Below are 14,947 nucleotides of genomic sequence, written 5' to 3' on the forward strand. Positions count from 1 at the left end.
GCATTCCCTTAATGCTTTAAATTGCCAGGGGTGAGTTCAGATTCATCAATTGTGGCCAGAAGCGCGTTGAGGGAGCGCTCAATATCGTTTTTAGTCAACCGTAAACAGATTACCTTAATCCAATGTGGCGAGAACTTGCTGAGACCGATTGCTCTTGTGATGCGTAGTTGCATGAGATGCCTCTTAACCGCCAGTGGTGGCGATTTGTAACCACGCTTGTAACACAATGTTTAGGTTAATTATCTTCACGGTTTTTTTGATCACTTATTACTCGCTCCGCTTCCCGGTCGTAGCCATCTGCTAAAACTCTTAAGGTAACGGCGAATCGTTGATAACCTGCATCTTCTACTGCCTCTGCTTTTGTCCGGAACGTATCCGCCAGTTTTCTCTCAGCTTGCCCGGTTGGATCGACCCAGTGTGCACCGCGAGAATTGTAGGTCCCTCGTCTATAGCCTTCACGCATGCTTTCAGCATCTCGGTCATTTAATGCAGAAGCGATCGCTCGGTTTATCCATAAGCCATCAGGATCGGAGGGTGCATTAATTAGAACTTCGCCGATTTTGCTTAGTGCAATCTCTAAATGATCTGATTCTGTTGCATATTCCTTAACCTTCTCAAGCCATTTAGTAAAGTTATCTGCGCTAAATGAACCATTTTGTTGGCTGCCCGGTGGAGTCTCCCATTTATCCAAGAGCCGCCATGCATTTCTTGCAATGGCTTTCGATTGCTCAGTGGGTTCACTGGCTGAAGCATCCTCTTTTTCGGAACGGAAAATAAGTCGAATTATCTCGCAGAAAAACTCGGGATCAGTAGCCATCCTGTTTTCCAGTAACTGGGGCACAGTACCTCTATGACCATCCAGCAGAGGAATATATGCCCACTCAACGCTAAATAGATCATCCTGATTTACATCAGATTTAGTCTGAAGATATTTGATTAAAGTCGTTATGTGGTATGTGTCCATATTGGAGCTTGATTCATCAGTTGAAAGGGCCGCCAGCAACGCACGAACACACTGATTTGCATCGATGGGCTGCTTGTTCTGATGCATTCTGTACAGACAGTGGATTGCCGCATGGGGTCTGCCATGTTCAATCAGTTTATCAATGGCACCAGCCAGCTCCCCTTCAGACTGATAAGCATTGGCATCGGTACGGGTCCAGTATTCGCTTTCGAAAGCTTGAAGGTATTGAGAAGCTCGTCCCCATGTCTCTCCGGAAAAAGGTAAATAGGCAAGGAACTGGCCTAGCTGTTTAGGAGTCCAGTCAGATTTGCTTAGATTGTCGCACCACTCCCAGCCTTTGAGCCAAAAACGCTTCCAGATAAAGGCACTTACCAATGCCTTGTGCTTATTTTCTGTTGTGTCCAAGAAATGGGGTAACAGGATAGTTTCGAACACATCATTGCTGAACGTTCCAAGTACACTGCCGACCTGGTTGGGTGCAGAAACGTTGTCAGCAAATCGCATAACACCCTCAGCCCCATTAAGCCGAAAAATTTCCGAAATTGCGGTTTCGCGCCTCGCTTCGATTTTCTTTTGCTGTTCTTCCCAGTCACCATTTTCATCGTAGAGATCAAAATCCCGGTTTGAGAAAAGATGCTGGTATAAGTTAAATGGATTGGTAGGAGCCAATTGCTCGGCAACATTTTCGATGCTGTTGATCAGATTATCAGGCAACGCCCACTTGGCATCAGAGTATCGCCTGTGTTTATTTGATAACTGATTGAGATGCTCCCATATCAAAACACGTTTTTCTTCATGCAGCTCGATAATAGGTTTAGAGGAGAGAACCTCAAGAAGTTGCTCGGAAGCAGGGGCTGGCAGATGATCAAAATGGTCAATTAATACGATCAGGCGACCGATATCTTCTCCGGCGCTCGCTACGGCAAGCTCGGCATAAAACAATGTCTGCTGCCAGTACTCCTGATTCGTTACTTCGTTTTCCCAGTCATCGGGAATGGTTCGACGCCAAGAAGGTTTGTGTGTTCCAAAAGAGGTTTGTTGTTGGCCAGGTAAAAGCCGAACAAGCAAATTCCAGGCAATATCAGGCCATTCTTTAAAAATGACTTTTACAGCAACCTGTCGCTTTTCAATTGATGCGAGTGTTCGCGGCAACCACGGTAATAATATAGTGGAAAGCGAATTGGATGGTCGGTTAGACCACTTCCCCCCCGGGTCGTGGCTGGAGAGTTCAGCAAGCACAGCACAGACCCTGACCAAATGTTGTTCATCCCAAGCTAACCCTTCCAGGGCCCATAGCAGTCCAGTTAGATAATTCCCACCAGTAATGCCATTTCCCTCTTGGGAGAATAGCTCATCGAATGCACAGGGTGTCTGGTGCATTGCCTTCTCAACTGCATCAAGAAATTTTGCGGGAGCAGCTTCAGCGAGCGTGGGTAACAAGCCGTTCAGGCTCCCCCATAAAACCCAGTCCGCTTCATTTAAAATTTCACAAATTGCCACATTACTGCAAGCTTCAGCCTTTCCCTGAGAACAGTTAATGCAAGCCTCTGGTTGGCTCCCCAGGATAGCCATACCCTCGGCTATACCTTGTCGCAACATAGGTGAAAAATGGAGTACCTTTCCATAAATGTTCGCAGCGTAACGCTCTTCAGCGGGTAATTCAAAAACAGGGTCTGGCTCTTTAAGTACTGATATTGTGAGAGACTTGAACAAATCGAGATTCTGGTCAAGTATACGGGACCCCAGAATACTCCACAGTTCAATTCGATTAGCTACTTTCCAGACGCCATTTCTGACAGTCAAAGGGCTGTCTGGTGCATGTAATATTTCTCGCGCCTTCCTTAACCATTCGTCATAACTAATACCAAGTAATTGGGTCAGCACTTCCAGATCATATTCATTTTTTTCATTCCACCTCCCGACCAATACTGCGATGGCTAAACAGGAAGCATCAGGATGGTGGGCCCAGTCGGTTTTTACTGCCTGCGGTACCACCCTTAATTCTTCAGGAATCGTAGCAACAACTCTTTGTTTGAACACATCTAAAAGATCGTCTGGGATCTTGCTGGGTGTGATAGTTCCTGCATCCTCATTCCACGTTTGCACAATATCGACTATCCGCGACCAGACCCATTGAGGATATTGCTGATGAAATTGCGCGATGTGGGAATGCAGCAGAGACAGAACAACACCGAATTCATTACCGAGATCGTAGCCGAGCAAGTGGAAATGGTTCAAAAATTCATACAGTTCATCATCTGTTAGATCGGTACCGTCATTTGCTACCTTCAGGTGATACTGGAAGACCTCCAGTTTTTCATTGCTTCTGGATGGGCTAAACTTAGCTTGCCGCACATTCCTAAGAAATTCATCCACATTTTTGGTATGCCTAGCTTGACTAAGCAGCCATTTCACATTGTGGGTATCAGTCGAACTTAGAGGACCGGTGATCAGCGCAATGACATCATTCTTCCTGTTGAACACCTCAGGATTATTGAAATCATTCCAGGCGGCCTGTATCACCTCCCCAAATATCGCGCTACCTTGAGTAATTGAAATAGAATGCTTGATTTGCCCAAGAAGTTTCTGCTTTTCTTTACTGGTGAGATTCTCAACAACGACAATGAGATCGTCGGTATCAAAACCTTCAATTTTTCCCTGAAGTTTGATTTCTACAATAGGCCAGCAAGGAAGACATGGGGCATTGCCGCAAGTGAGCATCAGTGCAACAAACGACGCCTGAACATGTGCCTCAAAATGAACACCGCCACCGCCTGTAGAAAAAGGATTGCTCAGATTTTTTGTATTTGCCATAAACAACCACTTCCATATTTTTGATTCAGAATAAATCAGAAATTGGCTAACTCAAACTTTATTCCGCTCGCATCGTGAATTGCGCTTGTTTATGTAGACATTCTTATGGGTTCAGTCCACAGTCCAATAAATGTCCGCTGATGGCTCATAGCAGACCTATTCATCACTCTGCCCTCCCACCAGCTTTCATCCTCTCATATTTCGCCTTAAGCAACTCCGCCGGTGTCGGCCCCTTCGGAGCAACTGGCGCTGCTAGCGACCGTCGAACGGGCGGAATCGGCTTCCCGGCCAGCACCCGCTTTTCCCACAAGTCCAGAATCTCGCCAGCTTCACGCTCAAGTTCTTTATGGCTCAACTGGCCATCAGTTCCGCGGCGACGCAGCTCGAGGCAGATGTGGTAATAAACCGGCTTCGGCCAGGGATACTGCTCACTGCTCGGGTACCGAAACACCAGCTTACGCCACTTCCAGTACTCAGCCATGACGTCAGCAGTAGTGATCCCCAGCATGCAGCACCCTTCCCTGCTCCACTTGATGAACTGGCCAGGCGAAGGCAGGAATGGGCGCTCCTGGCGACGCACCATGCGCATACCGGCTTCAACCTGCTCCAGAGTGGTAATCCCGTTTTCTTTGAAGGCCAGAACCCACTGACGGCGGATCTCGTTCACGTCTTCCTGGCTGCGATTAACCAGACTTGCCGGGAACGCGGCGGACAGTTGTACGAATAGCCCGTTGATAATCTGCGCCACCTGCTGCGTTTGTTCGCGCTCGGTGTACTGCTCAGGCAAGTTGTGCGCCACGCGGCGAGCCTGTTCCCGGTCAAAACTGAGAATGTTCTCTGCGAGGTTTTTCATTTCAGCACCCCGTCAATCCAGTCGGTGTTATGCAGGTCGATGCTTCCCCGGGAAGGTTTTGCCGTTCCGGTTGCACGCAACCGCTTAGTGGTGAGCTGATCCCACTGCTTTCGCAGACTCGAGGGGCTCAGGATGTTGTCTTTCCAGAACTCATCCCGGTTGGCCCACTGGAACACGTCACAGATTTCGTAGTGAGTACGCTTGTCCTGGACACGCATCAACCTGATGGTGTTTGCCCATTCAGCCCAGTTTGGCTCAGATAGCGATGCGTTGACGGTGAGAAGCCTGTCGTAAATCCAGCGTGCGGCCTTGAGGTCGTCAGCGGATCCCCATGATTTACCTGCAGGGGTGTATATCCCGGCGGCAGCTTCTGGATGGCGTGAGAGAAACTTTTGAGTTTTCTGGTTTCGGGATTCGTCAGAATTCCGAGACGAGGATCTTTTAATATTGTTCTTGTTATAGTCTTGGGTGTCTACCGTTTCCGGGAAGGTTTTTCCCGTTTTCGGTAACACTTTTCCCGATTTCGGGAAGACTTTTCCCGTTGTCGGTTTGTCTAAAATCCAGGCGGAAAGGTCAGTATTTATACCGACCGTTTTCATCACGCCCTGCTTCTGACTGAAGATAATTTTGCGTTCTGTGAGCGATTTGAGCGCATCAGAAACATGCGAATCACTCAGCCCTGTAAGCTCGGCGATCACCGTGTTCGTAACGCGGTCCTGTTTCTTGTTCCAGCCGTAGGTAAGCCAGATCACCGCTTCAAAACATTGCCACTCCCGGCCTGACATTCTCAGACGAGGCTTGAGTTGCTGGATCTCGTTAGCGACCTTGGTGTACCCGTTCGACAGGTCGGCCATACGACCTCCCGGTTGTTCGGTTCTGTGGGGGAAATTGATAATTTCAGCTGTGTTTGACATACTTAGCTCCGCAATTACACTCCGTTTTTGCACCTGAAAGTCGGTTCTGTTAGCGCAGACCGGCTTTCGCCTTTTCTGAAGTCTTCACATTGCCCCCAGCATGGTTGTGACCATCGCCAGCAGTGGCGCCGTAAGGTCCGGATCGATCCTGAACATTTCGAAAATCCCCTCTCCTAACTCCTTCAGCTTTTCCTTTTTCGGTGCATCGAGCATCAAAGCTTGCTTCGCCTCACTCACCTCTTTTTCCAGCCGGGCCATCCTGTAGGCAAACGAGTCGTTCTTTACGACACGGTCGCGGTATCGAAGCGGTAATACGGACATGATCGCTGGCAGCAGCTGTTCGACGTTCTTTCGGTACGATGCGGAGTCTTCTTTGTTGTCGAGCCAGCGGAACAGCTTCACGTTCCAGACATCGGCCTGGCCTGACAAATCCACGCCATCAAGTTGAAGTTCTTCCGCCGCTTCCTGGATTTGAAGCGCAGCAGCTACGCGCCCTTCTGCCGCAGCCCAAGCTCGGACCGCTGAGCAGATATCGCGATGATCAATATCCTGCACTGCCGATTCGCTTTGATGACACTGGAATATCAGTGGATTAGAGGAAGCTCTGCTACTCTGTTGAAATGAAAAAGTTTGCATGATTAGGGCTCCTTTTTAGGTAAACCATCGGTGGGATTCGGGTAAAGATCAGGGCGCAGCTCGTGCGGAGTTACGCCGGTAACCCCATAAATAGGCAACACTCGCTCAGCCGGAATCCCCTTGTGGCGCCAAAGCGAAACAGCCATTTTTGAAACACCGATCAAAGCACCAAGCGCGCTGGCCGAGCCAGATCGAAAAATTGCAAGTTCAATTCCAGTCATAGGACCTCCTTAAGTGCATGCGAGTAAAGCAACAATTTACCAATAAGTCAATATACGCCTGCCTATCAAGTGGTAAAGCTATTGTTTACAATCCATATATGAATAGAAAAGAACCTAACCAGAGCCTGATATCTAGGCTGACTGAATTGAATAACAAAGGCTTCTCAAAAACAGAGATGGCCAAAGTAGCTAATGTCAGCAAGCAAGCTGTAACCGGATGGTTTCGAACCGGCAAGATGAGCAAAGAATCGGCACTTGCCTTAGCTGATGCAGCTGGGGTGTCGGTCCCCTGGCTATTAGGTGAAGACGTTGATGAGAAAGACGGGCTCAAGCCAGACGAACAGCGCCTACTCGAGCTCTATCGCCAGTTGCCGGAAGAAGAACAGCAGAACATGCTCCGCATCTTCGCAATCCGTCTTAAGGAACTAGACGAGTTGTATGAAAGGTACATAAAGGGGCGTATTCGTTCGCAAGGGGATTGATGATGTCGAATGATGTTCAAGCAAAGATAGCCTTTGTCTATACTAGTGAACTTCAGCCTGGGATGACCATAGGTGATCCAACTCCAGGATTAACTATCGCCTGTAGCGAGTTCCCTGCTAATTCAATCATCGCTGTTAACTTCGGAGTGATTGGTTTTAACGGTGTGGATAATTATTCACTTGATGTAAAAATTTACTTTAATGACGAAGATATTACTTCGCCATCTCAAAGCAATAAGAACTTATTCAAATATAGGCCCCAATGGAGTGATGAAGGCGAATTTGTTGCAACTATGACTATAGTTGAATCCTTTACTCCTAAAGCCCCAGGAATCTATCGTTTAGAAGCTAGCCTTCTTTTTAAAGAAGCAAAAGAGGAAGCTGTGTGGGAGTTAATTGATGTTAAAAGCTCCTATTTTGCCGTCGCCAAAAACTGGAGTAGTAACAGTGCAACCCAAGGATAACGTCATTCGCTTGCCCAACGGGAACCTTGATGCTTCCAATGAAATAATCCATGATGCAACTTATGGTGGGGGTAATGGTGGAGGTAGCGATATGTTGCAGAGAGTTAAGGATCTAGAAAAAGACGTCCAGCAAATGAAAACTGACATTGCTGTTATGCGATCTAACTATGCTACAAAGACAGATGTAAGCGACGCAAAAAATTCTATTATTTTATGGGTTGTTGGCGCAGTAGTGTTCGCACAACTCATTCCGGCAATACCTAAGATATTAGAAATTTTCTTTCATAAATAACCCGACTGTCGAACCGTTTCCCCCCCCCCGCCAGCAATTGCGCAGCCAAACCGTCTCCCAGCCCTATCCCGACCTTTGCGTCGGTTTTTTTGCCCTCAATAGCTCATTTTCGTACTCCATACAACCCAAGTAAAGTATTGCTGTACTTTTTTGTACCTCTTATCTTGCCCAAAGGGTAAAGTAGTGATTTACTAGACTCACCAAGACGCACTACGAACCACCAAGGCATGGAGCCCACGAAGTAGCCGCCGACGGCATACGAACAGTCGGATGAGGTGGATAGATTAACGCGCATCAGGTGTAAACGTTCCGCTGGCCGGCGATAAGGCAAACGAGGGTGAGATGGACATTAGCGTGGATTCTAGAACTGGAAGCAAGCCTGTAATGGAAAGCAACAGCAGGATAATTCTGGCTGCTGACGCGGCCCTAGCGGCAATCAACGAACATTTCAGTGAAGAATTTGTGAAAGGCGAATGGGCTGATTATGAAGCTTTGCGAAGAGCAGCTCTAAGAACTGCCCTAGCTTCGCTTATTTAAATGGATTAAAGGTGATTGGTGGTTGTTCAGCCGAATAGAGTTTCTTAGTAACTTCCCTGCACTCTGGCAGCAAATCAGAAATGCGCTTTAGGAGGCTATCAGGTGAAGTAACTAATGGATCTTTTGCGGCGAGGGTAAGAGCAAGGTCATAAGCAACAGACTCAACTGTTCTTCCTTCCTGAAAAACGTTCATAAATTTTGTTTTTCCTTTGCTGGATGTGTGAGAACTACCAGCATACCACCGAGCCTGAAGTGGTGAAAAGACAGGCATAACAAGGAGATCGATATGATTGATTTCGCACGCAAACCAAGACGGCAGCAAGCCGTAAAACTTAACTTCTTCGAAGTGATTCTTCGCCGCTTATGCTACCTGCTAGCGCAAAAGGGGAATCCAGATGTGTAACTCAACGAAATGCGGGTACTGCGGCAAGCCGGTTGAACCGGAGGAAGTAGTAAAAAGTACCCTTCTCTATAGCAACGGCACACAGCTGGCGCGCAAAGAAAAAGAATACTGCTCTGAACGTTGTGCTTCGTACGACCAGATGGCACACGAGGCATAACGTAAAAGCCGCGCAAGGCGGCCCGTACGTCCGGTGCTCCCGACCAAAGTTACACCGGAAAACTACTTAAAAAACCAAAGTTCACCCAATGGGCGCTATCTCTGGCCCGGGGATCTTACATCCAAAAAAGAGGATCTCACATGGAATTTTTCTATGTAGTTAAGGCTACGCAGAAATCAGGCAAAGAAAATGCAGTGATTTGGTTCACTGCGAAATCTGAAGCCCGTGCCAACCTGCAGCTCGATGTTGAGCTGGAAGATGCTGGTATTGAAACCGGCCGCGGTAAGGATTACGCCAAACCGGTTCGCACCGATTTCCCGGTGTATAACGACCTCCCGGAAGAAAGCATCGTGGATTACACCTGGTGCAAACGCTACGAACTGCAGGACGATGGACGCACCTGGCTGCCAAAGGCTGGTGCTGAGTTTACTGGACCAGTGGACAACACTACCGCACCGGAAACGACCGTTAAAGTCGAAACTACCGTCGACAATGTCCCGCTTGAAAACCGCACTCCAGCGGTCCGTTTTGCCGTCCACCTGACCAGCGACAAATACCAGTCACATATCACTAAAGATCAGCAGCTGGCTGCCAGCGAAATGTCAGTGGATGAAGGCAACACCTATCTCCAGAACCTACTGCTGGCGAAAAACGGCATTCCAGAAGTTGCCGAACTCAGCCTGAACGCTGAGTGGAAACTGGTTCAGGCGATTAAGCAGGTCTTCGCGCCAGATGAAGCGCACGAAACTGAAATTATCGCTGCATTCATGGCTGACTGGGCGAGAGCAGATGCCGGCGACCGCAATCAGTTAGTGGCAGAGTGGAGAGGCGGAAAGCTTTCTCTGCTCAAATCAGAAAGCACCAGCGACGCCGACGTTACAACTTGTCAGGATCCAGAACCTGATCACGGTATCCAGATTGACGAGAATGATGACGAAACCACACGTTATCCAGTCGTCCGTATGCCGTTCCGGAAGCAGCTACTCGCCCAGTTCACCGCCAACGAACTGCGCCACCACTTAACTCGCGAAGAATTCGAAGGTATCAGCGCGCTGGAGATGGACACTGACAACGGCTATGTCCAGAACCTGCTGCTGGCGGGAGAAAACTGCGAAGAGGTTAAGGGTTACGATACCAAAGACCTATGGCGCTACACCGACGCCATTCGCAAGGTGTTCAGCCAGGAGAAGCGTCACGAAATCGCTCTGGTACTTCGTTTTACCCGCATCTGGGCGGCGACTGATTATATTGACCGCGGAATTCTCGTTCGCGAGTGGGCAGCCGGTAATCGCATCAGTAATGTTCAGCGCACCGATTCTGGTACCAATGCCGACGGTGGGTATGTAACGGATCGTGGCGCAGGCGCGCATCACACTCTGGACACTCTCGATCTTGAGATCGCATGTGCCCTACTGCCTATGGACTTCCACCACTTCGAAATTCCTTCGAGCGTGTTACGACGTGCCAAAGAAATCGTGGCGAAGAAAGAAGAACCATGGAAATCATGGAGCGCCATCCTGCGTAATCAGCCCGGCATACTGGCGGTGAACCGTGCGGCAATCTTCAATCTGATCCGCATTGCACCAGAGAACATTCATCACACGCCAGCGGCTCATCTTGAATTTGTGAATAAAACCATGACGGCTGAGTTTAACTCTGCTGTGGAGTTACTGCCGCTGTCTACTCCGGCTGTTGAGACCGAAGCTCCAGTTTCACAACCGCAGATTGAAAATCTCGGTAGCGGCGTGTTCTCCATCGATGGCCTGATGGATGGAAATACCGAACCGGTCATCAATACCTCCTCAAATGAAGTCGAAAAAACGGGAAACACAGCGGAGACCACCAGCGATGTGCAGATGGAAACGGCTAAGCCAGAGAAAGACGAAGATGTTGGTTCGATATCACCGCGCGAAAGTACTGATGCAGCTAATACGCAGACAGATTCCATAGCGCCGGAAGAGCAGCAGTCAGAGCCCGTAATCGAATACCCGGCTTACTTCGAGCCTGGCCGCTACGAAGGTCTGCCGAATGATGTTTATCACGCAGCAAACGGTATTAGCTCAACCCAGGTAAAAGATGCCCGCGTCAGTCTGATGTACTTCAACGCGCGCCATGTGGCTAAAACCATCCCGCGCACAGCATCCAAAGTGCTGGATATGGGAAATCTGGTGCACGCCCTTGCACTGCAGCCGGAAAACCTCGAAGCAGAGTTCAGCGTAGAACCGGAGATCCCTGAAGGTGCGTTTACGACCACCGCAACTCTGCGCGAGTTCATCGACGCGTACAACGCCAGCCTGCCGGCACTGCTGAGTGCTGACGAGATCAAAGCGCTGCTTGAACAACATAACGCATCCCTTCCCGCTCCAGTGCCGCTTGGCGCGAGCCTGGAAGAAACGGCTCAAAGCTATATGGCTCTCCCAGTTGAGTACCAGCGTATTGATGAAGGCCAGAAGCAGACAGCAACGGCAATGAAGGCATGCATTAAAGAGTACAACGCCACCCTGCCCGTACCAGTTAAAACCAGCGGCAGCCGTGATGCGTTACTCGAGCAATTAGCGATCATCAATCCTGATTTGGTGGCACAGGAAGCGCAGAAACCGACGCCGCTGAAAGTATCCGGCAGCAAAGCAGACATGATCCAGGCAGTTAAGTCGGTTAAGCCCGATGCCATATTTGCCGACGAACTGTTGGATGCCTGGCGCGACAACCCTGGCGAAAAGATTGTGGTTACCCGCCAGCAGTTGGCCACCGCGCGAGCAATTCAGTCCGCACTACTGGCGCACCCGACCGCGGGCATGCTGCTGACACATCCAAGCCGCGCCGTAGAAGTGAGCTACTTCGGTTTCGACGACGAAACCGGATTGGAAGTGCGTGTACGCCCTGACCTCGAAATTGAACTGGACGGCGTGCGCATCGGTGCTGACCTGAAAACCATCAGCATGTGGAATGTGAAGCAGGAAACCCTGCGCGCCAGACTGCATCGGGAAATCATTGACCGGGACTACCACCTCAGTGCGGCTATGTATTGCGAGACCGCGGCGCTGGACCAGTTCTTCTGGATTTTCGTCAACAAAGACGAGAACTACCACTGGATCGCCATCATCGAGGCGTCCACTGAACTGCTGGAACTGGGCATGCTCGAGTACCGCAAAATGATGCGCGCCGTCGCAACCGGCTTCGACACCGGGGAATGGCCAGCTCCGATCATCGATGATTACACCGACGAACTGAACGACTTTGACATGCGCCGCCTCGAAGCGCTGCGCGCTCAGGCTTAAGGGGGATTTATGCATAACACAAACGTTACCGTTGCTGACCAGAACACCGTTATTAACTCCAACGTGGCTTTGTTCGATTCCCAGTATCTGAACGCCATCAGCACGTTCGCGCAGATTATGGCGCAGGGCACCGCCACCGTTCCTAAACACCTGCAGGGCAATCAGGCCGACTGCATGGCTGTAGCGATGCAAGCGGCACAGTGGCAGATGAATCCCTTTGCCGTGGCGCAGAAGACGCACCTGATTAACGGTGTGCTCGGGTATGAAGCGCAGCTCGTTAATGCCGTCATTTCACGCAGCGGCGTGCTGGCCAGCCGGTTTGAATATGAATGGTATGGGCCATGGGAAAAGGTCGTTGGAAAATTCCATATCCGCAAAGGCGACAAAGGCGAGTACCGCGTCCCGGGCTGGACCCTGGCTGACGAAGCCGGGATCGGCATTATTATCCGCGCAACCCTGAAAGGCGAAGATCAGCCGAGGGAACTTGATTTACTGCTGGCTCAGGCCCGCACCAGAAACTCTACCCTGTGGGCAGACGATCCTCGCCAGCAGCTGGCGTACCTGGCCGTTAAACGCTGGGCGAGACTGTTCTGCCCGGATGTGATTCTGGGCGTTTACACCCCGGATGAACTCGATGATCGCCGTGAAGAACGAGAGGTAAACCCGGCACCGGCGCAGCACATTAGTCTTGCAGACAATTCAGGTGACAACGTCACTACGACTCAAACGGCTCAGGAATCAGTTCAAAACATCGATGCGCTTGCTGATGATTTCCGCGACCGTATCGAGGCGGCTCAGGATGTGGATAGCGCTAAAGCACTGCGAGCAGATATTGAAACCGTGAAAGTAACGCTGGGCTCTGCTCTGTTCACTGAGCTGAAAAACAAGGCCGTGAAGCGTTATTACCTGGTGGACGCACGCAACAAGGTTGAGGCCGCTATTAACTCCCTGCCCCAGCCTGACGAGCCGAATGCCGCCGAACGGTTCGCGGAGGCCGAGCGCGTACTGGCATCTTCAAAGCGTCACCTGGGCGACGAACTGCATGGTCAGTTCAGCATCACCCTGGCGGATATGAAACCGGAATACGTGGACTAACGAGATCGGGAGGGGAAACCCTCCCTCAAGGAGAAGAAATGCGACTGATTAAACGAGGCAGTAAGCAATCCCCTTTGGCTCGCCAAGCATGTGAAATCGCACTCGCAGCCCACCAGCAAAGATACGGCGACTATGGGCGCAGCAAGATGAAAGAGACCTATACGGTGAGAGTGGAAGGCGTAAAGGTCTGGGTTGAAGTGGTCAACTGCAAGGCAAGCTACGTGGCCACAGCAATGACCGGCATGCGTCGACTGCGTTCCCTGCCCGGCCAGGCAAACTGAAACTGAAATATCAACGACTACAGACCGGCATATCTATACTGCCGGTTACCTGAGGTGAACCATGTCGCAGGTAATTTTTAACGAAGAATGGGTTGTTGGCGCAAGGCTCACAGAAAAAACAGGCCTGACCGAACGACAGATTGAGAAGTATCGCCAGGGCTGTTGGGTGGAAGGTGTCCATTTTAAACGGGTTTCTCCTTCTGGCGAAAAAACCTTGCGTGGCACAACCTGGTATAACTATCCGAGAATTAATCAGTTAATAAGGGATGCGTAAGATGACAGCTTTGCCTACAGGTGTCGAAATCAGAAACAATAAGATTTGTATCTGGTTTATGTACCGGGGAAAGCGTTGCCGCGAAATTCTAAAAGGTTGGATTAACACCCCGGCGAACATCAAAAAAGCCGGGAATCTTCGGGCTGTGATCGTTAGCGAGATCAACCTTGGAGAGTTTGATTACCACCAGCGCTTTCCTTCATCTTCCAAAGCAAAGAAAACCGTAACCACTGTTTCAGTTCAAACCTTTTCAGAGCTGTGTGGACTGTGGACGAACATTAAAGAAACAGAAATTAGCGCGAATACGATGCGTAAGACGCGCTCACAACTTGGTACGTTAATGCACATCATTAACGAAGACACGCCGGTTTCAACTATACGCCACAGCGACATTCTGAAATACAGAAAGGAACTGTTGAACGGTGAGACACTTTACCTGGCAAATCCCAGAAGCAACAAACAGGGACGCACTGTGCGTACCGTGAATAACTATATATCGCTACTTTGCTCCCTTCTTCGGTTTGCACACAAATCAGGCTTTATCAGTGGTAAGCCCTTCGAAGGGATCAAGAAATTACACAAAGGGAAAGTAAAACCGGATCCTTTAACGAAGCAGGAGTTTAGTTTGCTTGCGGAATCCGAGCGTGGCCAAAGCCTCAATATGTGGACGTTCGCAGTTTATACAGGTGTCCGTCATGGAGAGCTCGCAGCCCTTGCCTGGGAAGATATTGACTGGGAAAAAGGTACGGCTCATATACAGCGCAATCTTAATGCCTTGGGCATGTTCGGCCCACCAAAAACCGAAGCAGGTAAACGGGTTATCACCCTTTTAGAGCCAGCACTTGAAGCCTTGAAAGCACAGCGCAAGCTGACGGCGCTGCAGCCTAAAACCGAAATTGTCTTTAATCATCGCGAGTATGGCGCAGTGGAACATCAAAGTCTGCGATTCGTTTTCATACCCCGGATGCGCAAGGGAGAACAGAAAGCCTACTACTCTTTATCGAGCATAGGTGCGAGATTCAACGCAGCTGTAAAACGTGCTGGTATTCGCCGCCGGAATCCGTACCATACGCGGCATACTTTTGCTTGCTGGCTGTTATCTGCCGGCGCTAACCCGTCTTTCATAGCCAGCCAGATGGGGCATGAAAACGCGCAAATGGTTTATGAAGTCTACGGTGCGTGGATTGAAGAAATGAATGGCGAACAGGTGCTGATGCTTAACGATAAGCTCGCACGCTGAAAAATTTTTGCCCCTATTATGCCCCTACTGGCTCCGAAGGTA

The 14,947-nt window shown here is 49.8% G+C and carries 16 protein-coding genes and 1 pseudogene; 11 read left to right on the forward strand and 6 right to left on the reverse strand.

Features of this window, described 5'->3' with window-relative positions:
* Positions 1-235: 235 nt before the first annotated feature.
* From ACQG11_RS21875 to ACQG11_RS21895, 5 genes are all read right to left on the reverse strand, one after another.
* Positions 236-3,778 carry a hypothetical protein gene (locus tag ACQG11_RS21875; RefSeq protein ID WP_426728817.1) on the reverse strand — a complete coding sequence of 1,181 codons (3,543 nt, stop codon included), beginning with the start codon at positions 3,776-3,778 and terminating at the stop codon, positions 236-238.
* 163 nt (positions 3,779-3,941) lie between these two features.
* Positions 3,942-4,631, reverse strand: a complete 690-nt coding sequence (locus ACQG11_RS21880; protein WP_426728818.1) for a replication protein P — start codon at positions 4,629-4,631, stop codon at positions 3,942-3,944.
* Positions 4,628-5,545 carry a replication protein gene (locus ACQG11_RS21885; RefSeq protein WP_426728819.1) on the reverse strand — a complete coding sequence of 306 codons (918 nt, stop codon included), beginning with the start codon at positions 5,543-5,545 and terminating at the stop codon, positions 4,628-4,630. Before ACQG11_RS21885 ends, ACQG11_RS21880 begins: the two co-directional genes overlap by 4 nt.
* A gap of 84 nt (positions 5,546-5,629) precedes the next feature.
* Positions 5,630-6,181, reverse strand: a complete 552-nt coding sequence (locus ACQG11_RS21890) for a toxin YdaT family protein (protein WP_426728820.1) — start codon at positions 6,179-6,181, stop codon at positions 5,630-5,632.
* 2 nt (positions 6,182-6,183) lie between these two features.
* Positions 6,184-6,402: a transcriptional regulator gene (locus tag ACQG11_RS21895; protein WP_248052788.1), complete on the reverse strand. Its 219-nt coding sequence runs from the start codon at positions 6,400-6,402 to the stop codon at positions 6,184-6,186.
* Between the two features lie 98 nt (positions 6,403-6,500).
* Here ACQG11_RS21895 and ACQG11_RS21900 point away from each other — a divergent pair, with 98 nt between their 5' ends.
* The 4 genes from ACQG11_RS21900 to ACQG11_RS21915 all read left to right on the forward strand — a co-directional run bounded on the left by ACQG11_RS21900 (position 6,501) and on the right by ACQG11_RS21915 (position 8,177).
* A complete protein-coding gene (locus ACQG11_RS21900; protein WP_064910697.1) occupies positions 6,501-6,884 on the forward strand; it encodes a helix-turn-helix domain-containing protein in 384 nt (127 codons plus the stop codon).
* On the forward strand, positions 6,884-7,348 hold the full coding sequence (locus ACQG11_RS21905) for a hypothetical protein (protein ID WP_368748488.1): 465 nt from the start codon (positions 6,884-6,886) through the stop codon (positions 7,346-7,348). Before ACQG11_RS21900 ends, ACQG11_RS21905 begins: the two co-directional genes overlap by 1 nt.
* On the forward strand, positions 7,332-7,640 hold the full coding sequence (locus ACQG11_RS21910; RefSeq protein ID WP_368748489.1) for a hypothetical protein: 309 nt from the start codon (positions 7,332-7,334) through the stop codon (positions 7,638-7,640). Before ACQG11_RS21905 ends, ACQG11_RS21910 begins: the two co-directional genes overlap by 17 nt.
* A gap of 384 nt (positions 7,641-8,024) precedes the next feature.
* Entirely contained in the window at positions 8,025-8,177 is a 153-nt protein-coding gene (locus ACQG11_RS21915; protein WP_426728821.1) for a hypothetical protein, read from the forward strand.
* On the opposite strand, the gene ACQG11_RS21920 is transcribed toward ACQG11_RS21915, so the two are convergent.
* Complete coding sequence (locus tag ACQG11_RS21920) at positions 8,170-8,370, reverse strand: hypothetical protein (protein WP_426728822.1); 201 nt, start codon at positions 8,368-8,370, stop codon at positions 8,170-8,172. The two genes, ACQG11_RS21915 and ACQG11_RS21920, sit on opposite strands and share 8 nt — an antisense overlap.
* Before the next feature lie 87 nt (positions 8,371-8,457).
* Here ACQG11_RS21920 and ACQG11_RS21925 point away from each other — a divergent pair.
* From ACQG11_RS21925 to ACQG11_RS21955, 7 genes and pseudogenes are all read left to right on the forward strand, one after another.
* Positions 8,458-8,580 (forward strand): annotated as a pseudogene (locus tag ACQG11_RS21925) (hypothetical protein); the annotation flags it as partial.
* The gene (locus tag ACQG11_RS21930) at positions 8,573-8,737 is read left to right on the forward strand and encodes a YdaE family protein (protein ID WP_426728823.1); all 165 of its coding nucleotides are present in this window, start codon (positions 8,573-8,575) and stop codon (positions 8,735-8,737) included. The pseudogene ACQG11_RS21925 and the gene ACQG11_RS21930, both read left to right, overlap by 8 nt.
* 140 nt (positions 8,738-8,877) lie before the next feature.
* On the forward strand, positions 8,878-12,015 hold the full coding sequence (locus ACQG11_RS21935) for a RecE family exodeoxyribonuclease (RefSeq protein WP_426728824.1): 3,138 nt from the start codon (positions 8,878-8,880) through the stop codon (positions 12,013-12,015).
* A gap of 9 nt (positions 12,016-12,024) precedes the next feature.
* Positions 12,025-13,110 carry a RecT family recombinase gene (locus ACQG11_RS21940; RefSeq protein WP_426728825.1) on the forward strand — a complete coding sequence of 362 codons (1,086 nt, stop codon included), beginning with the start codon at positions 12,025-12,027 and terminating at the stop codon, positions 13,108-13,110.
* Between the two features lie 38 nt (positions 13,111-13,148).
* The gene (locus tag ACQG11_RS21945) at positions 13,149-13,391 is read left to right on the forward strand and encodes a DUF4060 family protein (protein WP_426728826.1); all 243 of its coding nucleotides are present in this window, start codon (positions 13,149-13,151) and stop codon (positions 13,389-13,391) included.
* A 61-nt stretch (positions 13,392-13,452) separates the two neighbouring features.
* Positions 13,453-13,665: an excisionase family protein gene (xisR, locus tag ACQG11_RS21950; RefSeq protein ID WP_014884030.1), complete on the forward strand. Its 213-nt coding sequence runs from the start codon at positions 13,453-13,455 to the stop codon at positions 13,663-13,665.
* A gap of 1 nt (position 13,666) precedes the next feature.
* Complete coding sequence (locus ACQG11_RS21955; protein ID WP_426728827.1) at positions 13,667-14,905, forward strand: Arm DNA-binding domain-containing protein; 1,239 nt, start codon at positions 13,667-13,669, stop codon at positions 14,903-14,905.
* Positions 14,906-14,947 lie beyond the last annotated feature (42 nt).

The organism is Enterobacter cloacae complex sp. 372C4, from assembly GCF_050030615.1.
GTDB lineage: Bacteria > Pseudomonadota > Gammaproteobacteria > Enterobacterales > Enterobacteriaceae > Enterobacter > Enterobacter intestinihominis.